General features: G+C 50.0%; 15 protein-coding genes and 2 pseudogenes. 7 read left to right on the top strand and 10 right to left on the bottom strand.

Annotation, left to right across the window (positions count from 1 at the left end):
• Positions 1-103: 103 nt before the first annotated feature.
• Positions 104-283, top strand: coding sequence for a hypothetical protein (locus tag K3T83_RS33155; RefSeq protein ID WP_220207198.1), 180 nt, complete (start codon positions 104-106; stop codon positions 281-283).
• A gap of 179 nt (positions 284-462) precedes the next feature.
• Here K3T83_RS33155 and K3T83_RS33150 read toward each other — a convergent pair whose 3' ends face one another.
• The 3 genes from K3T83_RS33150 to K3T83_RS33140 all read right to left on the bottom strand — a co-directional run bounded on the left by K3T83_RS33150 (position 463) and on the right by K3T83_RS33140 (position 2,546).
• Positions 463-1,374, bottom strand: coding sequence for a PP2C family serine/threonine-protein phosphatase (locus K3T83_RS33150; RefSeq protein WP_220207197.1), 912 nt, complete (start codon positions 1,372-1,374; stop codon positions 463-465).
• Positions 1,368-2,132, bottom strand: coding sequence for a hypothetical protein (locus K3T83_RS33145; protein WP_220207196.1), 765 nt, complete (start codon positions 2,130-2,132; stop codon positions 1,368-1,370). Before K3T83_RS33145 ends, K3T83_RS33150 begins: the two co-directional genes overlap by 7 nt.
• A 189-nt stretch (positions 2,133-2,321) precedes the next feature.
• Positions 2,322-2,546, bottom strand: coding sequence for a helix-turn-helix domain-containing protein (locus K3T83_RS33140; protein ID WP_220207195.1), 225 nt, complete (start codon positions 2,544-2,546; stop codon positions 2,322-2,324).
• Between the two features lie 214 nt (positions 2,547-2,760).
• Between K3T83_RS33140 and K3T83_RS33135 the strand changes: the two genes are divergently transcribed.
• The 3 genes and pseudogenes from K3T83_RS33135 (at position 2,761) to K3T83_RS33125 (ending at position 5,177) form a co-directional block, all read left to right on the top strand.
• Entirely contained in the window at positions 2,761-3,225 is a 465-nt protein-coding gene (locus K3T83_RS33135) for a hypothetical protein (RefSeq protein ID WP_220207194.1), read from the top strand.
• A gap of 201 nt (positions 3,226-3,426) precedes the next feature.
• Positions 3,427-4,005 (top strand): annotated as a pseudogene (locus tag K3T83_RS33130) (cytochrome P450); the annotation flags it as partial.
• 302 nt (positions 4,006-4,307) lie between these two features.
• A complete protein-coding gene (locus K3T83_RS33125; protein WP_220207193.1) occupies positions 4,308-5,177 on the top strand; it encodes a class I SAM-dependent methyltransferase in 870 nt (289 codons plus the stop codon).
• Positions 5,178-5,182: 5 nt separating this feature from the next.
• Here K3T83_RS33125 and K3T83_RS33120 read toward each other — a convergent pair whose 3' ends face one another.
• Positions 5,183-7,204 carry an ATP-binding protein gene (locus tag K3T83_RS33120; protein ID WP_220207192.1) on the bottom strand — a complete coding sequence of 674 codons (2,022 nt, stop codon included), beginning with the start codon at positions 7,202-7,204 and terminating at the stop codon, positions 5,183-5,185.
• A gap of 491 nt (positions 7,205-7,695) precedes the next feature.
• Between K3T83_RS33120 and K3T83_RS33115 the strand changes: the two genes are divergently transcribed.
• A complete protein-coding gene (locus K3T83_RS33115; RefSeq protein WP_220207191.1) occupies positions 7,696-10,101 on the top strand; it encodes an FAD-dependent oxidoreductase in 2,406 nt (801 codons plus the stop codon).
• Positions 10,102-10,318: 217 nt separating this feature from the next.
• Here the strand turns inward: K3T83_RS33115 and K3T83_RS58060 are convergent, their stop codons facing one another.
• From K3T83_RS58060 to K3T83_RS33095, 4 genes and pseudogenes are all read right to left on the bottom strand, one after another.
• Positions 10,319-10,963 carry a glycoside hydrolase family 127 protein gene (locus K3T83_RS58060; protein ID WP_373324625.1) on the bottom strand — a complete coding sequence of 215 codons (645 nt, stop codon included), beginning with the start codon at positions 10,961-10,963 and terminating at the stop codon, positions 10,319-10,321.
• 108 nt (positions 10,964-11,071) lie between these two features.
• A pseudogene (locus K3T83_RS58055) lies at positions 11,072-12,213 on the bottom strand (glycoside hydrolase family 127 protein); the annotation flags it as partial.
• Positions 12,214-12,423: 210 nt separating this feature from the next.
• On the bottom strand, positions 12,424-12,900 hold the full coding sequence (locus tag K3T83_RS33100) for an SMI1/KNR4 family protein (RefSeq protein WP_220207189.1): 477 nt from the start codon (positions 12,898-12,900) through the stop codon (positions 12,424-12,426).
• A 306-nt stretch (positions 12,901-13,206) separates the two neighbouring features.
• The gene (locus K3T83_RS33095) at positions 13,207-16,143 is read right to left on the bottom strand and encodes a TIR domain-containing protein (protein ID WP_236065147.1); all 2,937 of its coding nucleotides are present in this window, start codon (positions 16,141-16,143) and stop codon (positions 13,207-13,209) included.
• A 204-nt stretch (positions 16,144-16,347) separates the two neighbouring features.
• On the opposite strand from K3T83_RS33095, the gene K3T83_RS33090 reads away from it, so the two are divergent.
• Entirely contained in the window at positions 16,348-17,577 is a 1,230-nt protein-coding gene (locus tag K3T83_RS33090; RefSeq protein ID WP_220204991.1) for an ISAs1 family transposase, read from the top strand.
• 165 nt (positions 17,578-17,742) lie between these two features.
• Here the strand turns inward: K3T83_RS33090 and K3T83_RS33085 are convergent, their stop codons facing one another.
• Complete coding sequence (locus K3T83_RS33085; RefSeq protein WP_268963497.1) at positions 17,743-18,012, bottom strand: SMI1/KNR4 family protein; 270 nt, start codon at positions 18,010-18,012, stop codon at positions 17,743-17,745.
• 303 nt (positions 18,013-18,315) lie between these two features.
• Between K3T83_RS33085 and K3T83_RS33080 the strand changes: the two genes are divergently transcribed.
• A complete protein-coding gene (locus K3T83_RS33080; protein ID WP_220207186.1) occupies positions 18,316-19,251 on the top strand; it encodes a hypothetical protein in 936 nt (311 codons plus the stop codon).
• Positions 19,252-19,946: 695 nt separating this feature from the next.
• Here the strand turns inward: K3T83_RS33080 and K3T83_RS33075 are convergent.
• On the bottom strand, positions 19,947-21,005 hold the full coding sequence (locus K3T83_RS33075) for a toll/interleukin-1 receptor domain-containing protein (protein WP_220207185.1): 1,059 nt from the start codon (positions 21,003-21,005) through the stop codon (positions 19,947-19,949).
• Positions 21,006-21,148: the final 143 nt, after the last annotated feature.

Below are 21,148 nucleotides of genomic sequence, written 5' to 3'. Positions count from 1 at the left end.
TCAATCATATTCATTTGCAGCTAATTACATACAAATAGTACATTAAAAGTTTTTTTACATGAATTTACTGAAATATTGATATCGCTTAACTAATGATTTATTCTTGTCTATAGTTCGGCACTCACCTTCCCTCGATGGTGTGTTGGTAATCAACATGCTCTTCCAAATCTATGAGGATCAACTGACCATCCAGGATGCGCAACACATTATCGGTATGCGGATCAAGATTGCTGATCTAGGAATCATACTCGCTGAGTATCTGAAAGATGAACCCAAGCGCTGATATGATTTAATAACACTCTAAAGATGTGATGAGCAGCTAATGCGGGTGAACGACCTATACAACAGAACCAGTGGAACTCGCTCATCCTCAAAGTTACTTGTTCTCCACTGACAGCAAATAAGCACATTATGCTCGGTCAAGCCTCGAATTGAAGCAAAAAAATCTTCTGACACATAACTCTATTCGCTAACGCATGGACCACTTGAAGCTTCTCTTCCTTTCAGCTTCACATACGCTCTATCGTCAAACGAGATATTGCCTTGCTTCATCCCTTTTGTCGCTCTATATCGACGGAAGAGCAGAGGATCTTCACGAAGAAGCTCTTGTAATAGTTGTTCCGATACTTCGAGCGTCTCTCGCAGATAGGGGTAGCCATCGGAAGCCAGAACAATCGTGTGGAGATCGGTTGGGAACTGTCGAACAAAGATACCTTCATCGGGTACTGGAAAGCCATCTATCACCGGGAACCAATACTGACCGGCAGCAGGATTATTTTGAAATAACGTTTGGTGCGCTAAGAGCGGAAGAATAAACTCCCTTCCCGTGTCATGCTCTCGCAGTTCTTCGATAGTCTTCCCCTGAGCAATTTCTGCTGCTAAGAAGAGTGAGCGAGCGTTCGCAGTAATTGTATCAATGTCCTTGTTGTTTTGTACCAATTCCTGGTTGAGCAAACACTGGCAATCCCCAACCGACCAGATTTCTTTGCGAGAGAAGCTGACAGCGAGAAAACAGGCCGTCGCACGTTGTACAGGATCTGCCTGGACGATATCAAGCACTTCATATTCTTCATACAGACGCTTGATTGCAGAGGTCAGGAGGTCTACCGCCTCGCGTGCAGTTGCATCAGGGGAAAGGTGCGCAAATGCGTCTTGCAGCGTCAAAGCGGCGATTCTTCCGCCCGTCTTCCCGTTCCACTTCCTCTCCGTTTTCGAGGTGGCTCCATCGATCACTGCAACAAAGGATGAGCCGATATAGATTGCATCTTCACACGTTTCATCATTGCCGGTTTTTGAGACGAGTGCTTGTTCTTCTATTTCATACACCGATGAGATGACTTGATGTGTGGACGCATCCTGCTGTCTTTCTACCATGCATAACTTCTTTCGAGGTTCATTTTCGTTGGATATCCATTGACAATATGCGCGCTCACCAAGACCACAAGGTTTTTCTTCCCGTGAGCTGTAAGCTTTCCGAGGTGTTTGTGCAAATCCTCCGTAAAAAATTTTGCTGCCGCTATTGTACCATAGGTATGAGAACCAGCAAAAAGAATGGCTGTGCGATGGCGTGAGGTAAATGGGTTGTCTACACGCACAATGAGACCATAATCCATGACCACTTTGCGATTGATGGCATGTCCCTCATATTCGAGGGCACCTTGATCCACCCACTGATCTCCTCTATAGTCTATTCTCCAGAGAATCATATGCCCAATCATTCTGGCTGGCTGCTCATTGGCGAGCAAGTCAAGCAGTTTACCTGCAACCTCATTGTTCTCTGGTCCTCCAAGAAGCAAGAGGTCATGTTCAATGCGCTCTTGAAGCGGTTCATTCGAGAGCAAAATATTTTGGATATCTAACTGTCTGCGGTAGGCACGCGTGAGAGAGCGTGTGGCGACAATGAGCGCTCGCACTTGTCCAATGCCTGTAGATGGACGGCGATAGACGCCCGTATTGGTGGTAGTGGAACTGGCAGCGCAGACCACCAGCCGTGAAGGATCTTGCAATTGCCACAGTCTTCTGTTGGGAAAGCGTATCTGTATCCAAAAACCAACATATGCGAGCAGGACACCGACAGGTAGCCAGAGAACATTCGAAAGAATATTGACGAGGATCGAATGGATATCTTCCATGTTTCGTTATCCCATCCCTGATAGCTAGAAAACAGCCTAATCCCCAATTAAGAAGGGTTTTACGAATTTCTTCTCTGAGATGAGTATACATGGAGATTTCGGTATCAACTACTTATAAGATACCTCTCCTAGAACGAAGGGCATCTCAAAATGAGACGAAGTGGATGAAAAAGAGATTCAAGGGGCTTTTTAAACGTCTACATCCTCATCAGGGACTTCTTCTATCAACGCGAACACCGATACTCCTAACGCGTTCGCGAGTCGCTGGAGGGTATCAGTATTGATCGTTCGATAGGGATTGCGATACATAGCTCGGATCGTATTCAATGCCACATAGGATTTGTGGGAAAGGAGTGTCATCGTGATCCCTTGCTCTTCAGCCACTTCTTTTATGCGCAATCTGATTCTTGGCATGGCTCCTCGACTCTTTTTTCGAGATTGTAACAGGGATGCATCACAAGAAGCGCCTCCAAACTTCTGCATGCAATCTAATAGGTGCAATAAATTGCATGCAATTTATTGACAACAAACAGAGGACATGGTAGTCTCTCTTCAAGAAGCTTTTTTGATTGTATCGGCACAGGTGAATGATAGTTGAAGTGCATCTTCAAGGAGAGGATACAACGGGATGATTGAGAGAAGAAAAAAGCCCACACTAGAGCAGATGAGAACACTCTACCCTTTTGATGTTCCGACTCTGGCACGTCAAGCTGGCGTCGAGACCGATACACTCTATTATGCGTTGCTTGAGCGCCCCATCTTGAGAAATGATGCTGAGAAAATCATCATGGCGCTTTCGCAGCATACGGGCCTTCGTCTTTCTTTTGATCACATAGATATTATCGTATGGGAAGAGTTCCTGATGCTTTGGTTGGTACGGGCATATGCCGATGAACCTGCTCCGACAGGCGAAGCAACAGAAGAGAAATACCATTTCGTGTATGCCCAGGATCAGCAGCATGCTGCGACGTTGGCTGGGGAATGGCTCAAGCAGCATCCCCAATTGCCTCACCACTCCTTTACGGCCTGCCCAGAAGGCTTCAGGATCGGCGATATGTTTGTGCCAGGTCGCCAGCCAAGATCTGTAGAATAGATGAAATACCGCAAAAAGAGAGGCTCCTTTATCTCCTCAGAGCGTCACCTACTTTTATAGATATCTAAGAATAACCAGGAAAACATTCTGCTTATTTTACAACTGCCCTGTTTCTGTTTTAGAGTATGTTTATAGACACAACCACGTCATCCCAGACAGGTAAATCTATTCCTTGCCTTCCAGCATGGCCTCGGGAATGTTTTTGCGCTCCGCAAGAAGCGCATTGAACTCTTAGAGCGGATTAGTCACGAGTTTGGAAATATTGGAGCATTTCATTTCGGACCATATCTGGTTCCTATGCTGAATATGCCAGAACTCGTTCGTCAGGTGCTTGTCGATCAAAGCACAGCCTTTGAAAAGACGGCGGCGGTGCACGCATTGGGCGCTCTTATTCATGGCAACGGCGTCTTCTTGAGCGAAGGAGAACAGCATCGTCGTGCCCGCAAGCTTCTGGCCCCACACTTCCAGCATAACCGTGTTTTGTATCATGCTGAAATCATGACAGACCGTGTTTCCCGTTTGCAAGCAACATGGGAGGGGGGAGCAACCATTAACCTTGCGAATGAGATGACGCGGCTGACCTTATGGATTATCAGCAAAGTCCTTTTCGATGCAGATGTTTCTGGGGAAGAACGAGAAGTAGGAGAGATTCTCACCTACACCTTCCGTCATTTTGCTGATGCCGTCACCCCTCCGCCTGCCTCAATCCTGGCCCACGTCCCAGAATCAAACGAGCGCGCAAAGCCATTGAGCAAGCGAATGAGGATACGACGGAGGTGATTAAGTTCCACACCATAGTATTGCCGCCTTTTTTCCTCTCTATTACTGCTATCAAGTTCTTTCTAAGTTGTCCAGCGGCGCATCTACCAAGCCACAAGACATCTCTGTTTCTCCATGAAACAGGTTGCTGTACTACAGGTGAGCAAAGCCAAACACACGATGAAGAAAACACATATTTCGCTATTCTCGTCTCTCACATCAACTAGACAGATTTCATGAAATTCTTTATAATGCAAATACATCAATCTATCGCCCTCTTCTCTCGAAGAGAAACTCACAACAAGCAGAAGGAGATGTTTCCGATGTCTCAGCCCCAGGATCTCTCACTTCCTCCATCTGGCTATCAGGTTGATGCCGAAAATGCGGCAGAAATGGCACGGCTCACCAGACAGGCGCACATGCTCTCAGAACTTTTTGGTCTCTTCCCTGCTACAGTTGACCCCTCAAGTTGTCATACCTTTCTTGATATCGGGTGTGGTCCCGGAGAATGGGTGTTCTCTGTTGCTGAACGCTTTCCAGGCAGCCGCGTCATGGGCATTGATATCAGTCACCTCATGGTTTCCTACGCCCAACAGGTCGCTCTTCTGGAAGGGCGCTCTCATGTCGATGTTCAGGTGATGGATGCTCGTCGCCCCTTGCTCTTTTCCAATAGTTCTTTCGATTTTATTCAAGCTCGCTTTATTAGCGGTTTTCAATCGACAACAACCTGGCCCGAACTCGTTGGGCAGTGTTTCCGACTGCTCCGGCCAGGCGGTCACTTCTGTTCCATTGAATTTGAGGATTTGGGAATCACCTCCAGTGCGGCTTTGACCCGCTATAATTCCCTCTTAATGCAAGCTGCCAGAGCAAAAGGGCAATGCTTTACTCCTGATGGTAGCAATCACTATGGCATTACAGCCATGCAAGCCCATCTCCTGCGCCATGCCGGTTTTGAACAGATCCAGCGACAGGCCTACAACCTCGATTTCTCTGCTGGCACGCCAGCGCATAGCCGTATGTATGACAACTTTCAAACCTTTCTCAAGCTCTTGCAACCGTTTCTCGTACAGAGCGGACTGATCTCCTCGGCGGAGGTAGAAGCGCTTTATACCCAAATCATGCTTGACATGCAAAATGAACAGTTCTTCGCCCTCGTGTATTTTCAGCAGGTCTGGGGGAAGAAAACGTCTTGAGTGAACTAGTTTGAGTACTGGTCCCTCAAAAGAGGAAGCAAAATAAAGAAGGTACTTCCTTGTCCTTCCTGGCTTTCGACCCGGATCTTGCCCCCGTGACGCTCGACGAGCGCATGGGTCAAGTAGAGTCCCACGCCAAAACCACTCGTTGCCGCGTCCAGGGAGCTCGCGCGATAAAAGCGCTGAAAAATATGAGGGAGATCGTGAGCCGCAATGCCGATCCCTTGATCACGAATACGGATTTCCGCGTCGTAGGGAATGCCTCTCGCATCGCGAAAAGCGTGGATACCGACGGTAATCTCCGTCCCAAAAGCACTATATTTGATAGCATTACTCAGCACATTCCTGATGATCTGTTTGATCCGCTGCGCATCCACACGCCCCCACAAGGCCTGGGTCGGGTTCACGTCATCAAGAAGGAGCCTGAAGGTGTGCGTCTTTGTCTGCTCGGCAACGATCTGCACCTGTTGCACCACCAGATCGCGCAGGTCATGTGTGCCAATGGTGAGCTTCAACTGCGCATAGTCCAAAGAAGAGACTTCCTGCAAGTCTTGAATCAGCCGGGTCAGATGGTCCCCCTCTTCAAGGATATGTCCAAGCGCCTCCTGCTGGAAGGAAGAAGCCGGTTCGTGTGCCGTCTGGAGCCGTAACAGTTCGGCATAGCCAATAATACTGGTCAGTGGGGTGCGCAGCTCATGGTTTGCCATCGCGAAGAACTCATTTTTTTGCTGTTCCAGGCTTTTGTGGGCGGTAATATCTTGAAAGACGAGAACAGCTTCAACGAGACCACCTGCGGTATTGTAGAGGGGAGCGGCGGAACAGAGAATAATAGCGGTCCTCCCATCTGGTTTGTTGACTAGGCATTCCTGGCTAGTGAGTGCTTTTCCAGAGAGGGCATAAATGACAGCGAAATTCCACTCCATGAGCTGCTGATGGTCCGTCCCGCGCCTCCATGTCCACTCATTCAAGGAATGATTGACGAGATCCTCGCGAGGTCGCCCTAGTACCTGAGCCGCAATGGTATTGGCGTAGCGAATCTTCCCGGTCGTCGCCTCGACCAGGAGAATCCCTTCTGGCAAATAATCCAGGATCTTCGAGACACGTCGCCTCGCCTCCTCCAATTCCTGAACACAGCGAGCATGCACCAGTTCCTCTGCCAGTTCGCTGCCACCTTCCATCAAGGTTTGCACATGCATCTCTATTGCTTGCGCATCCTCCTCAAAGGCGGCAACCAGCATTCCTTCCCACTGGTCGCGACACCAGAGCGGCACACACAGAACATGTCGAGCCTTTGGCAACGTCAACCACCAGCGTTCTTCCCGGTTCTGAGTATCTTCAAGTGAGTGGGCTACGTCGATGAGAACAGGAGTACGTTCATGAGCTGCCTTGAAGAAGACGCCCTGTGAATCAAGAGGGAGTTGCGGTGGCATGTGAGCAACGTCCTCCTGTTGAAGGGTCGTACGAGTAGCCAGCAGCGTCACGTTCTGGTACGCCTGTAACGGAGCATAGACAGCAAGCGCAAGAGGGTGATAAAACGTATGGAGAGTATCCACTTCTGCCTGTGCAAGTAAGGCACTTTCTTGCGGCGTGTGACGCAAACGCTCTCTCATGGCTGCAATCACGGCCTGTCGCTGTCGCATGATCTGCATCGTCATGGGACTGGCTGTCACCAGCACCTGATCAATCTGTCCACTGCTGTTGTGAAGAGGGCGAAGCTCCCATAGCCAGGATGTAGCCGTATCAAGACGAGACTGGAAGAGAGGCCATGTCAAGGTCATGTGACAGCCTTTCTCCACCACCTGGCAAAAGCACGCCTCAATGTCGCTGGCTTGCGTCTCTGAAAACACATCACGGAAGGGATGACCTCGGGCGCGTCCCTGTTGCCACTGAGGATCAAGAAGAGACTCAAACACGGTATCGGCAGTGAGGAAACGCCAGGTATGCGCCTCAAAAAGAGCAATGCCGACAGACAGATGTTCGAGGATACGTTCAGTAGATGGCAGAGAAGACATGATGGGACGTTGCATACCAACACAGGACTCCTTCCTCACTCATACAATGGGGTATGTGCTCACCTCCACACGTAACAAAACCAGAATCACATCACACCCTCCTCTCCTATATTATCACATGAAATGCACTATCAGTACTCTCTCCCGAAGCACAAGTACGCTACGACAAACGGCTCGTTTCCTTGTCTATTGTTCATCTTCCTCTTGAAGAGAACCTCTCTTCGCAGGTCGTCCTTCCCTGTCTAGCCTCGACGCAAAACGATGGCACCCACGCTCTCACGGTGAACCCCCTTCATACGCTTTTACAAGCCCACTATTCTGAAAAGAGTATACCGCTTCTCAACCTGAAGGGCACCCATCTTCTCTCTTGCATACTGAAACAGATGAGCGCTAAGATATGAGTAAAGAATTTGGTTGTAACGGGTAACAAAAAGGCCCAGAATGTCTTCTCCAATGTTTTCTTTATTATGGGCCTGAAGGTGAAATACGAGAGATGAGAGGAACCTATGGTCATATCACTTCGTGATCATTTCTCCGTCGCAATGGCATCAGAGCAGCCTGCACTACGCAATGATGTGGGCCAGCCAACCTTTCCTTTGACTATTGACGGCAAGAGAGTGCAAGCATACGAAAATCAGACCATTCTGAGCGTCGCCATTGATCATGGCATAACAACTATTCCTAATCTCTGTAATGATGAGAAGCTAGAACCAACTTCAGCTTGTCGCATGTGTCTGGTCCATATTGAGGGAAGAGAGCGGCCCTTGCCTTCCTGCAATACACCGGCCCAGTCTGGTATGGTTGTGACCACCAATTCCGATGAGTTATTTCATATTCGACGCACTAACCTGGAGTTGATGCTCTCCGATCACAATGCCTATTGCCAGCCACCTTGTCAGGTGGATTGTCCAACGCATATCGACATTCCTGGTTATCTGGAACTGATCGCGAAGGGATCGATGAAAGAGGCGGCACGCCTGGTCAAAGAGGTTTTACCTTTCCCTTATATTCTTGGTCTGACCTGTCCAGCTCCCTGTCAGAAAGCCTGCCGCCGTGCGCTGGTGGAAGAAGAGATCGCTATCTGTCGTATGCACGGATATGCCGCAGAAAGCAGTTTGCTTGATCCACCTGTGCCTTATGTACAAGATCCACCTACCGGCAAGAGGGTGGCAATTGTCGGCGCGGGTCCAGCGGGATTAACCTGTGCCTACTATCTGGCTCTGCGTGGTCATTATTGTAAGGTCTTCGATCAGCAACCCCAGCCTGGTGGTATGTTGCGCTATGGGATTCCAGAATATCGCTTGCAGAAGGATATGATGGATCGCGAGGTTGATCATGTCTGGCAGTTGGGTGTGGATTTGCAATGCAACATCGCATTGGGGCGCGACTTTACCATTGACGATCTGTTTGCTCAGGGCTTTGATGCGGTCTATCTGGCCATTGGTGCTTGGACCAGCAATCCCCTTGATACTCCTGGAGACGACGCAGAGGGGGTCATCAATGCCATTGCGTTTCTTGGCGATAAGGTGGAAGGAAAGCCAATTCCCGTCAAAGAAGGGAGTGAAGTGTTGGTCCTGGGAGGAGGTTTCACGACCTACGATTGCACACGCACCTCGCTTCGCCTGGGAGCGAAAGTGCATACCGCCTATCGCCGTTCGCTAAAAGAAGTAACGGCCACTCCTGAAGAGGTTGAGGATGCCGAGGCAGAAGGGACGGCGTTAGTTTTTTATGCGCAACAAACGAAGGTCGTGAGCGAACATGGGAAAGTCACGGGTCTGGAATTCATCAGAAACAAGTTGGGTGAGCCAGATGCCAGTGGACGCCGCCGTCCGGTGCCTATTCCTAACTCGGAATTTGTCATCTCCTGCGATACTATTATCCCTGCCTTTGGTCAGAAGCCAGATACGAGTGTACTAGATGAGAAATCTGGCGTGAAGTGGACGAAATGGAAGACGATCCAGACCAATCCGCACAACTTCATGGCGGATCGCAAAGGAGTGTTTGCTGGTGGCGACTGCCAGATGGGAGCCAAGACGATCATCGAGTGCGTGGCCCAGGGCAAGCTGGGTGCTCGCTCCGTCCATTCCTACCTGAGCGGAGAGGAAATGGATGAAGTGGCACGCCGCCTGGAACTGGAGGAGCGCAAACCTGATCTGTTCGATATCGTGCCCTACAAGCCCGTTGAGCCAAAGGTCAAGATGCCGATGTTGCCTTACGAGGAGCGCAAGCGCAACTTCCGCATCATCGAGATGGGCTATCTGCGTGAGCAGGCGAAGCGAGAAGCGGCCCGCTGTCTGCAATGTGCCTGTCCCGCCGCTGGACAGTGTGACCTACAAAAGTACAGTATCGAGCATGGACTGGCTGATAACCGCTTCCACGATGGAGAGCCGAGCGACTACCACGATTATGAGGTGGATCTCTCCCATAGCTTCATCTTGCGCGATCCCAACAAGTGCATCAACTGTACCCAGTGTGTGCGCGTCTGTCATGATGTGATCGGCCCCGACTGTTACGGCATGTTTGGCAAGGGCTTTGATACCATCGTTTCGACGCCTTTCAACGTGAGCCTGCATGAGACCGATTGTGTCTCCTGTGGTGCCTGCGTCCAGGTCTGCCCGACCGGATCGCTGATGATGGCCGAGCGCTACCTGACGCGCTACTCCTTTGCGCTCGATCGCTGTATCTTCTGCGGCGACTGTGTGGAGGTCTGCCCTCATGGGGCATTGGGCGAAACTCCGAACTTCGAGCTGTCCTTCTTCAACCGCTTTGGCGAAGATGTCACGCTGGAGAAGGATGACCTGGCGAACGCGCCCACCTATCTGGTGCGTCAGCGTCTCCCACGCAGCAAGAAAGCCTTGCCCATGATGAACCCAATGGTTCGTCCTCTGCCACCACGCGGTATTCGCGAATAGCTTCACGGAGCAAAACCGCCACAAGCCAGATGATTTCAACGCATGGTGAGGTGGGTTTCTCCTTATGAGCGCGTGTACATTTGTGCACTGTGGGCGAAGCAGCAGGTTGCCCATTGACTTTTCGCTGTCAGATGACCTTCTAAAGGCATCCCACCTTGAGATCACGCTTGTAGTAAGAAACGCTCCCAGGTTCATACGGGGTTTCATTGGGAATATGTTATATGCTCTGTTCGTGCAGCCAGACACGCATAGTGGTGACGCCTCGATTACCCCAGAGACAATAAGGGATCGCTTTGAGCGTGGCGGGCTGCATCTCAGGCGGCTGGGGACGATAGAGCATCGTTCCCTCCCAATCGGTGCGGCCAACTGCCAGAGCATCGGCAATCCCAGTCACCACACCATCCAATCCAGCCTGACCATCACTCTCGTCAATGGCCCGTATATCTGCTGTACGGGGAAGGACCAGACGATGAAGGGGGACAGCGTTATCGATACTCTCCAGGCAATAGACGAGCGGGCCACGTTGTAAGGCCACCAGCCCGATATCAGCAGCGATCTCTGGGGAGGCATACATACGAACGAGAGGCAGAGGAAAAAAGAGCGTGAGGTGGTCTGCATTCCTCCATACTCGCTCTATTTTCGCGTATCCATGCTCGCTCAGTTCGTTCAGATCGAAGCGCTCACCATTCACCGTCAGTGTTGCCCCCGACGACCAGCCAGGAATACGCAGGCGCAAGGCAAATTCCACTGGCTCCTCCAACTCCACAGTCAGATTAACGCGCCCATCCCAGGGATAGGCAGTCTCCTGCCTGAGTACAACCTGTTGCCCCTGTATCTCTGTACGTACCGTTCTTCCCTGCACATACAGATGCACGACCAGTTCTCGCTCGTTCTGGGAATAGATATAGTGACCAAAAGAGGCCAGCAGCCGCGTGATATTGGTAGGACAGCAAGCACAATCGAACCAACGCTGGCGCACAAGATTGCCCTGGGTTGCCAGCGGATTGATATAGAAGAAGGTCGTTCCATCCTGAGAGACACTGCTGAGGACGCCATTGTAGAGCGCACGCTCCAGAATATCGGCGTAGTGCGCATCGCATTCTACTTGCAACATGCGATGAGACCAGAAGACCAGTCCGATGGCAGCGCAGGTCTCGGCATAAGCGGTATCGTTAGAGAGGTCGTAGTCGGAAGAAAAGCCTTCGTTCAACAGAGACGATCCTATCCCGCCAGTAAGAAACATGTGTTTGGAGCAGAGATGGTGCCAGAGGTGCTTACACGCGTGCCACAGCTCTCATCACCTGTCTCGCAGACAAGATCGACCATCGCGCTATAGAGATACATTGCACGTACCGCATGTCCAACCACTTCAGTCTGTTCACGCACAGGTCGGTGGGCCTGGTGATACTCAAGCCCTAACGCATGGGAATCAGGAGCAGGTTCGGTATCAAAATAGCATGGTGCCTGCCCGCGTTCATCGATAAAATACTGGCTGAGCTGAAGGTAGCGGGGATTATTGGTGACGCGATACAACTTGACTAAAGCCAGTTCTATCTCCTCATGACCGCAATACCCGCGCTTCATTCCCGGTTCCCGACCAAAGATTGTCGCAAGAGAATCGGCATAGCGGCAGGCGACAGTGAGCAATGTAGATTTACCGGTCGCCTGAACGTGTGCAACAGCGGCCTCAATCAGATGACCGGCGCAATAGAGTTCGTGTCCATGCCGCAGATTGGTCCAACGCCTGTTCGGTTCGACCACCGTATAGTGTGGATTCAGATACCCATCAGCCTGCTGTGCAGAGGCAACCAGGGCAATCACTTCATCGAGCAGGGCGTCAAGTGCAGAATCGGGCGTGCTCACCAGGCTATCGCTTGCTGCCTCGATCCATTTGGCGACATCCGAATCCCAGAATTGATGGGGAGTCTGCTCATCTCCGGGCTTCCAATCCAGGCGATAGGCATCGAGACGACCAGTCTGCTGACACATGTGATAAATATGAGGAATGGTCTTTTCCCGGTTGATCTGTACACGTGGCCCCCAGAATGCATCTTCTATTGTTACCTGCGAGAATGGAACAGGCTCAAAAGCTCGATAGGGACTCTGCTTCATGCTGTCTGCCTCCTTACCTCCTCTTTCTTCAAAATTATTTCAGAAAGAGCTGTGCTTCATCCTTTATTATACAAAAGAGAGACAGAACAAGTGTTAAAACCAATCATCGTCAGGATCATTATCGCAGAGAGAAAAAGATGGCTTCCAGAGAGGATGGTCTCTATATAGATCAGCTCAGTCCGTTTCTTCTCGTCTCGGCAGAGCAAGCCGCTAATATTTTTTGCGTTCTCGCTTCAGAGAGGTCAACTGATCCTCTTCGATGGTGCCAAACCATGCACCGCGAGACGTTTTGAGGGTAAACATAGCCTCCCACATCTGTTTGCTCCAGAGCATACCAGTGGCTTCATCAAAGGTATAGACACCTGATCCCAGATCATCTGCCAGATTGGAGAAGAACTCCTCAATACCTTGTGCGACCACACGAATTGAACCATGGTCTGGAGCAAGAGGATCAGGATAGTCTCGATAGCGATCATTATGAAAGAGGATTTGTCCCCTTCTGCCATTCGGTCCTGGAGCCAAGTCAATGCAATAGGCTGGTCCCATCCAGTGGTTCATAAAGGGCAACCACTGAGGATGCCAATCGACGGAAGCTCGCTCACGTGTTGGACAGGGAAAATGGGTGTGACCATCAGGAAGTCCGAAATCCAGCCTGTTGATGAGCCAACTATGACACAGGGTGAGCAATGGAGAGAAAAACCACTCATCGACCAGTCCAGTGCATTCCTCGTAATAGGTTTGTGCGCCATGTCACGCAGCGACAGTATCCCCAGTGCAGCCGGGAGGCACTAGGAGAAACGTTCCTGGGTCATCCAATCTATCTGGAACCGAAAGGCGAAGGGGAAAGTAGCACTTGATACTTCTCAACAAAATCGAGTGGTTGATCCATCATTTCGTGCTTATGCAAGCTGTCCGCATAGCTCAGCAACGAAAACTGACAGAGGAGTACTAGGCGATATGAAAGCATGCTCAAACTCTATGGAGACCATGGACCTACCCATTCTTTTCTTGTTCATTTACTTTTTGTCTGAAGGACATTCCTCCAGAAGGGGGTGATGGATCGAAAGTTGCAAAGTAATCAAGCAGCAGACGGTGGATGAACATGTAGCCACCACCGACCTTGCGCAGCAGGATACGCTCGGCCGCGTTGTCCAGGAAACGCTCGTAGTGCCAGGGAGTGGAGCCGGTACGCCAAAGGAACAGACGAAGGACAACATGCTGAATAGTGGCGCTCCCTCCGTTGGATAAGCCGATGGAGAGCCCACTGATGGTCCCGCCAACCAGAGCGCTAAAAAGTCCAACGATTGGTCCAATAATCAAACCGGCGGATGGCCTAACAAACAGGCCCAAGATCAGTCCAACAAATAATCCGATAAGCAGTCCGACGATCAATCCGAAGAGGAGCCCTCCACCGAACCCAACAAGCAGACTATTTCTTGCAGAGCGTCGCATGCCCTGATTGGGTCTCGTAAGAATCTGCCTCTCTAATTGATCGCTTGATAACCCCCCAATAATCCCACTGATACACTCGAAAACAAGTCCGCTCATGGTCCCATTGGCCAATCCGATGATCAGCCCGTTGGTTAGCCCATTCATCCCTTTGATAAGGTATGTGCCGACGAGTCCTGCAACAAGTCCGGTCCCAAGAGTGATGATGAGCGTATTTCTCAACGATTCACTCCTGACCAGTTCTCCCCATATGTGTGATCGTAACAAGGATATGATCTCGACTGGCCGCACATCTTTGCGCACCCGGTGAGTAAGAGTAATAATCAGGCCTGTTACCAACATGCTAGGGAGTCCGACGAGTAACCCAATGAACAATCCTGCAAGGAGATGGCCCGCGAATCCAAGGAGCAATCCAAAGAACAGCTCAGAGAGCAGTCCGATAACCACTGCACCAACAAACCCGGCAAGGATGCTATTGCGCACAGAGTACTTTTTCTTTTGTGCTGGGAAAAAAGAAGAAGTCAGTCCACCTTGTGGGTCATCAAGACGTTGGCTGATTGCTTTGCCCACCAAACCGACGAAAAATCCGAGCAAGAGTCCGAAAGGAGGGCCAAAGAGGATTCCAATGTCTAAAGTATCGTGGAACAGCCCAAACACGCTTCTAACGATGAGTCCAAGGAGCAACGCACCAATGAGCCCGCTTCTCAGCGATTTCATGTGCGCCAGCGTTTGCCACATGCTCTTCCATGACCAGCGTACGACCTCCGCAGGCTTGATTTCTGGCTCTATCCGCTGGGTCAGTCCGATAGCTAGACCGACAATGAGCCCGGAGAGTAGTTCACCAATGAGCCCGGAGAGTAGATGGAAGGCGATGCTGTGGAACAATATGGAGAACGCCCAGAGGAGCAATTCGGAGAACACGCTGAAGAACAGTCCAGAGAACACCCCGGAGAACAGTCCTGTCGCTATCCTTACCGCTGTCTGGTATGCAACGTGACTGGTCTTTGGCCCCTCTAACCAATCAGGTTGCATACGCTCAAAATAGAAATCGGTCTGACCGTGCTGCACCATACGCCGGGCCAACCATGCCAGCCAGTATTTCGTCTGCTCGATAGGGTAGCGCGAAACGGCTCGTCTCTGCAGCATACGCTCCACATACGTTGCCAACACGTGCTGTCGTAGCGCTTCAGGAGGCAGAGACATTGCCAGATCATCGACGGCTTTTCCATGATAGGTCAGTGCCAGGATGGTCAGCATGAGCGGGGTTCTAGCTAACTCCTGCAACTCCTGATCCGTGCGTAAGAGCGAGTGAACCGCTGCGAGTTGCTGGCCGGCCTGTGTGAGGTAGCTGTCTATCTGCTCTGTCGTGAGGGGCTGGATGACCACGGCCTTAGAGAGGGTAACGCGTACTGCTTGAGCTCGGTATTCGGCTGTGCGACTGCACAGGACGATGGGCACGAGAGAATGCTCATGCCGGTAGGTGTTGATCGCCTGGATACAGGCACTTTGATGCGGTTCTGCTACCTCATCAAGACCATCGAGCAGTGGGAGCAGCAGCTCCTGCTCGACCCAGGCGTGCCCGAGCGCCCGAGGCACTTGATATTTGGTGAAGAGTTCCTCGACCAGCCAGGTTGCCAAAGGAAACCTCTTCTCGGCCCAGGAAGAAAGGGGAAAGATTACTGGTATTGGCAATGATCGATCTTGCTCGGCACGCGTGAGCAGGTCCGCGGCCAGATCTAAGAGCAGCGTTGTTTTGCCTGCGCCAGGCTCACCCAGGATGAGCAGCTGTCCCTCGGCTTCATCATAAACTTGTACTAGGGGAGTCCCGGAGGGAAGCGGACATGGTGGAAGATTCGTTTCTTGCACCTCGAGGCGCCAGGGATTGGCTAGCGCATCTGGCTGCTCCTGCAGATCCAGGGCGATCAAGGCTGTCTGATGGAGGGAGTGTTGCAACACGCCGTCGATCCAGATGGTGTGCACACGCTTGAGCAGGCGTGTGCGGTTCTGCTGCTCCAGGCGAGAGAGGGGGAAGGTGGGCTGTTGTGGCCGGAGAACTCGGCGTAAACCTTGCGCGATCATCAGGAAGGCTTCATCTTGGTTCTGCCAGCTTGTCACGGCTCGTCCATTGGGTGGCAGGCACTGCAAGTGTCCGAAAGGAGCTGCTTGCCAGTCGCATGGTCGTAAGATAATAGGGATGACGCGGGCCTCCCCGCGTTTATGACGTTCGAGTGCGCGCCGCATCTCGATATCGTAGCAATAGTGAGAGCTGAGAAAGTCGGAGCTGATGAGTAAGAGGATGATTGCTGCTGTTTCCAGATGAGCATCGATCTCATAGGCCCATTCATCACCGGGCAAAATCTGGCGATCGTGCCAAACAGAAATGAGCCCCTGCCGTTGCATGAAGCTCAGATGTTTCCCTAATTCATCGCGCAGCGCTTCATCTGTATGCGCATAGCTAGAGAAGATGGTGAGGGGAGTCATATTCTGCACGGGGTGTGCTCCCTTTTTGCATGTCCACCTGTTTCTGTTGCTCCCTCGTTTGCTGAGTAGTATAGCACTTTTGATGAGAAGAGACAAGAAGAGACCTGGAAAAGTCAGGGCTTTCCAATTCTCAAAGAGGAGGTGAAAAAGAAGAGTTTTTCTTGTAGAATACAAAAAACATCACATCGACAAGGAAAACTCTCTATGGACTATACAACATGGAACGTGCCACCTCAAGCGGAGATGGAAGCAGCGGAAAGCGCAGTTCTCTCGCTCTATGAAGCATTGCAAGGACTGACTGATCCCAGGCGTGCGCAAGGCAAACGCTACTCTTTGGCAGTGATCTTGTGCCTGCTTGTGCTTGCCAAACTTGCGGGACAAAAAACATTGAGTGCAGCCACCGAATGGATTCGCCATCGAGCAGGATACTTGGCCCAACACTTTGAGTTACGACGAGAGAAGATGCCATGTCAGACGACCTATTGGAACGTCTTGGCGAAAGTGGATGGGAAACACCTTGACGAGATCTTATCAGCTTTTTTTGTGCGATGGGAGGCTCAGATCCGGTGTGGAGACGAGCCAAGTCGGTTACACACTCCACAGAGTCAAGCCGATCATGCTCATCTGGCGATTGACGGGAAAACATTGCGTGCCACGACCTCACAAGAACATCCAATCCATCAACTCAGTTGTTATGAGGTCGCCACTGGCATTGTCTTGTGGCACTGTAATGTCGGGGCCAAAGAGAACGAGATCAGTGCGCTCAAACCCTTATTGACTCCCTCATGTGTGAAAGGACGTATCTTGACTCTTGATGCCATGCATACCCAACGTGATCTCTGTAGCCGCGTGCATCAACTAGCCGGAGATTATATTTTGATCGCCAAAGAGAACCAACCGACCCTCCAGGAAGATATTGCGGACTTGCTCGAAGATCGCGGCCCTGATCGTCGTCGGTGGAAACAAGCAGAGACGTGGGACAAAGCTCATGGACGGAAAGAACATCGAGCTATCACGTGCAGTCCTGATCTCAATGAGTGGTTTGGCAAGCAATGGGAAGGCATCGAGCAAGTCTTTCGGCTCGAACGGACGACCTTCTTGCTCAAAGCTGGCACGCTTCGTCATGAAGTCGTCTATGGACTGAGTAGTCTCTCCATGCGCCAAGCGCCACCTAGCCGCCTGCTCGCTTTGATTCGGGAGCATTGGGCCATCGAAAATCGGCTGCATTATCGCCGCGACGGAAGTTTAGGGGAAGATGCCTGTCAAACGCGCACTGGACGAGTACCGAGCCTTCTGGCTCAACTCAACAGCACCGTCTTGAGCTTGATGGATCGCGTTGGCGTTCGCAACGTTGCTCGACAGATGCGCTATTTTGACGCTCACCCTCAACAAGCTCTTGCTCTCCTTTTCACTGGTTCTTGTACTGTTTATTAGAATTGGAAAGCCCTGCTGGAAAAGTCCTGCAGAGTGCCTTGACAGAACACCACGTGATATGGCAGACTCAGTGACCTCGAACCCAAAGCCGGAAAAAATGTGTTCACACTCATCGCTTTGAGGAAATATCTTCAATGTCCTTCGAGCGTACTGTATCGTCGAACTTTAGATGGGGAGACGCGAAACGTGCCACCGACCACAGTACGGGATCGGAGAGTTTCCCGTTAGGATCGTTATCGCTCTCGCCAGCCCTTGTGGAGACGGAGTAACGCGCCAGCTTCCTATTTCATGATCACCCTGACCATCATGAATGCGATAGAGGGTTTTGACTTCTTCTGGCAGCGTAACAGGGAGAAATGCTTCGACCTGTTGCAACGTGGCTTCTGATGCTCCTGGGTGGAGACTCTCCCGGATTGATGAGGCCTGTTGTTGCAATTGCCTATGAATACGGCCTCAGATAACTGGTTGCAGTTTCATCTCTTCATCAGCCTTTAGTCATTCATCCCCCCATGTATCAAGAATCCCTCAAAGAGTCTTGTGTCACGCTTATCATGGATCAGCTTCTAGTATACCAGCACCAGATAGTATTGAGCCAGATATCGAGCAAAACATGTCTCCAGGAAGGAGGGCGAAGATTGGTTGCACATTCTTTTGCTTAAAACGATCAATTATCAGTATAATTTTTAATAGAGTTTGTTATTTTCGCGCGTATTATATATAATCACATAGAGGGTTCACATGTTTTTACCTGCGAGGGATGACAGAAAAATAATTGGTGGCAACAGCCTCAAAACGTTAGGAGGACACGCATATGCTTGGTTTCCTTCAAGTGCTAGCCTGGGTCGTGACGATTGTAAGCGGTATCATAGCCATCTATCGATCCCTTCAATCTTCTGGTACTCCTTCCCCTCCACGCTTCAGAACCACACATCCCGTCGTATCACACTCGGCTTCTTTGGAACATGTCTGGTGATGCTCTTTGTTGCTTTTTCCCTCGTCTTCTTCCCACTGCATGCAAATTCTCCTGTTGTTGCTGGCGAGGGACCATATGGGGTACAACAACCAACCAGTGGTGGAACCCAGACCCCTGCCTTAGCATTTACTCCAACAGGAACACCTCCTCCAGTTTCAACAAATCCGTATCCACCCTATTCAGGATCACTTCAGCTCGACGATCCCTTGCGCGACAATACCAAAGGATTTTCATGGGAAGAGGGAACAAGAGATTTGGGAGAATGTATTTTTACAGGAGGAACATATCATTCCACTATCCCCCGTTCAGGATATTTTCACTCTTGCCTTGCCCTTTCTTCCGATTTTACTGATTTCGCGTATGAGATACACATGACCCTCACTACTGGCAGTGCAGGAGGAATTGTTTTTCGAGCAGATCGAGCAACCACGCACCTCTATTACTTTACAGTTGATCGCACTGGCTCTTATACCCTCAAAGCTTATTATGACAAAAATGGCGATTTTAACACCATTGCCAGTGGGTCCGGGGTATCTTTTACTGGAAATGCAACGATAGGCGTCATAGCACAGGGAAGTAGCATGAGCCTCTATCTCAATAGGAAACTGCTTCAACACGTACAGGATGGCGAGTTCACGCATGGTCAGATTGGAGGCGTGGTCTATGAAGGTGAAGCAACGTTTAGCGATGCAAGTGTCTAGGTACTCAGATAAGCGTGAAAGGAGCCTGTGCACAGGCTCTCTTTTTATCTCTAACGATGCGAAGGAGAAGGTCACTCCTTCGCCATATGAGTTCGTTGATCCCAATGGCACGAATACGATAGAGTCCTGGGGTTGTAGGAAGTTGTCTAAACGTTGTGGGATTAGTAAATGGGAGCCACGCCGTCCACGCAAGACCACACCAGTCCTCATTGAAAAATGTCATACTCACTATTCCCCCTGTTTTCTTGAGCATTCTTACTAGAGGTTTGAAAAATGGAAAGTGCTTTACCTTTATATATGGTAGAGATAACGACGTGATTCTTACTTTCCTTTTGTACAGATGGAGGAAGAAATCATCCTAATCCAACCTTTATCGAACAAATCCATCGAAGTCTGGAGAAGAGGAAGATTTTATGCAGCACGTTCCAGTGATCACATTGTGATTCCAGACGGAGTATCCTCAGATGACAATGTGACCTCTCTTCTCAAGAATGAAAAAGGAACGCGATCACTTTTGGCAATAGCGTTCCTTTTTGGAAGTCCTTTCGAGAAGAAGCGTTTTTAGACAGCGTAATTATCCTTCGTTGTTCCGTATGGCGAGAACATCATGAAGCAGGCAACGCGTAAAAATGTGTAATTTAAACCACCTTATTTGACTTTTAATCATCTAATGCGTTTAACATTCCTGTTGCGTGTTAACTACGAATTCCCAGATATTGGCAGATGATTTGAGTGGTCTGCGTCAGAATCTCAGCGCGCCCTGCGGGTTTTAACATGGCGAGTGTTTTTTTTCCGGGATCGTTGAGCGGTGCAAATTTTTCTAGTCCTGTACCTGTCAGGTCACATTGACTTACATGAAGAAGTAAGACCTGGGTGCCTTGCTTCTCAGCATTGTGTAATAATAATGGTAGTTCGTCACCTGCAATCAGATCACAGGCCGTAAACCCTGCACTGATGAACAAAACAACCACAGTAGCAGTTTGTATAGCATGCATCCTTTCCTTTTGCCATAATGCTCCAGGTAGGATCTGATTGGCATCCAATAGCAAGAGTGCTCCTTGACGGACTTTTGCTCGAAGATGCTTGCGCAGTTCTTCCACATACCTCTTATCATCCTGGCTATACCAGATCGCTACACTTGGCGAAAGCTGTTGAAGTAACTCACCCATTCCTTGTTGCGAAAGATGTACTGAAACAGAGGATATATCCTGCTTTGTTGGCTCAAAAAACTCGGAGGCTGATCGCTGGGAAGTAAACATATTCGGCTTCTTCTCGTCCTGTGTATTCTTTCTCCTCTTAGTACAGCTTGTTGAACGAGCATACAATCTCTTTTGAGCCGATGGTGGGAGTTGAGCATCTAGCATCCATTGAACAAAAAAAGCAACGCAGAGTACTGGCAAAGCGAAATTTGCATAGATTGCGGTGAAATTCATCACCATAAGCATTGCCAGGCTAGCTGCTGCTAAAATATAAAAATAGTACTTTTTTTGAGCGGAGCGGAGATGATATATGCTCATGGTAGAGAAGGCACGCAGCCCTAAAACTGGCGCGAAAGGATAGATAAGCATCTTGAGCTCTACCCATAACCAGGAAGGAGGCACATACAGGCGCCCTATGGCTACTAAAGCTGCCAGGCAGTGAATACAGAGCAGCGCCAAGCCAATGAAAAATAGGATCTCTACAACGCGAATGGTCCTGATCCATGCAGTGTGTGCAAAAGAGGAATGCGCTTGATTTTGCCGGTCGAGTATCATGTGAAAACTCCTTCTGGACAGAAAAATCATTCATATGCTACGCTTTACAGCAGCGATACACGTGTTGTGTTCATATGAGCTTCCCAGGCTTATCGAACAAAAGAAAATGCACGTATCTGAGAAATTTTCCCAATTTTTCTCAG

The organism is Reticulibacter mediterranei (assembly GCF_016587455.1).
The sequence above is the reverse complement of the archived record's forward strand: the minus strand, read 5'-3'. Positions and strand labels throughout refer to the sequence as shown.

Coding starts and splice junctions, on each gene's coding strand:
- K3T83_RS33125 (WP_220207193.1), top strand. CDS start 4,308: ATGTCTCAGCCCCAGGATCTCTCACTTCCTCCATCTGGCTATCAGGTT.
- K3T83_RS33080 (WP_220207186.1), top strand. CDS start 18,316: ATGTTTTTACCTGCGAGGGATGACAGAAAAATAATTGGTGGCAACAGC.
- K3T83_RS33115 (WP_220207191.1), top strand. CDS start 7,696: ATGGTCATATCACTTCGTGATCATTTCTCCGTCGCAATGGCATCAGAG.
- K3T83_RS33145 (WP_220207196.1), bottom strand. CDS start 2,132: ATGGAAGATATCCATTCGATCCTCGTCAATATTCTTTCGAATGTTCTC.
- K3T83_RS33140 (WP_220207195.1), bottom strand. CDS start 2,546: ATGCCAAGAATCAGATTGCGCATAAAAGAAGTGGCTGAAGAGCAAGGG.
- K3T83_RS33135 (WP_220207194.1), top strand. CDS start 2,761: ATGATTGAGAGAAGAAAAAAGCCCACACTAGAGCAGATGAGAACACTC.
- K3T83_RS33075 (WP_220207185.1), bottom strand. CDS start 21,005: ATGATACTCGACCGGCAAAATCAAGCGCATTCCTCTTTTGCACACACT.
- K3T83_RS33095 (WP_236065147.1), bottom strand. CDS start 16,143: ATGACTCCCCTCACCATCTTCTCTAGCTATGCGCATACAGATGAAGCG.
- K3T83_RS33090 (WP_220204991.1), top strand. CDS start 16,348: ATGGACTATACAACATGGAACGTGCCACCTCAAGCGGAGATGGAAGCA.
- K3T83_RS33120 (WP_220207192.1), bottom strand. CDS start 7,204: ATGCAACGTCCCATCATGTCTTCTCTGCCATCTACTGAACGTATCCTC.
- K3T83_RS33150 (WP_220207197.1), bottom strand. CDS start 1,374: ATGGTAGAAAGACAGCAGGATGCGTCCACACATCAAGTCATCTCATCG.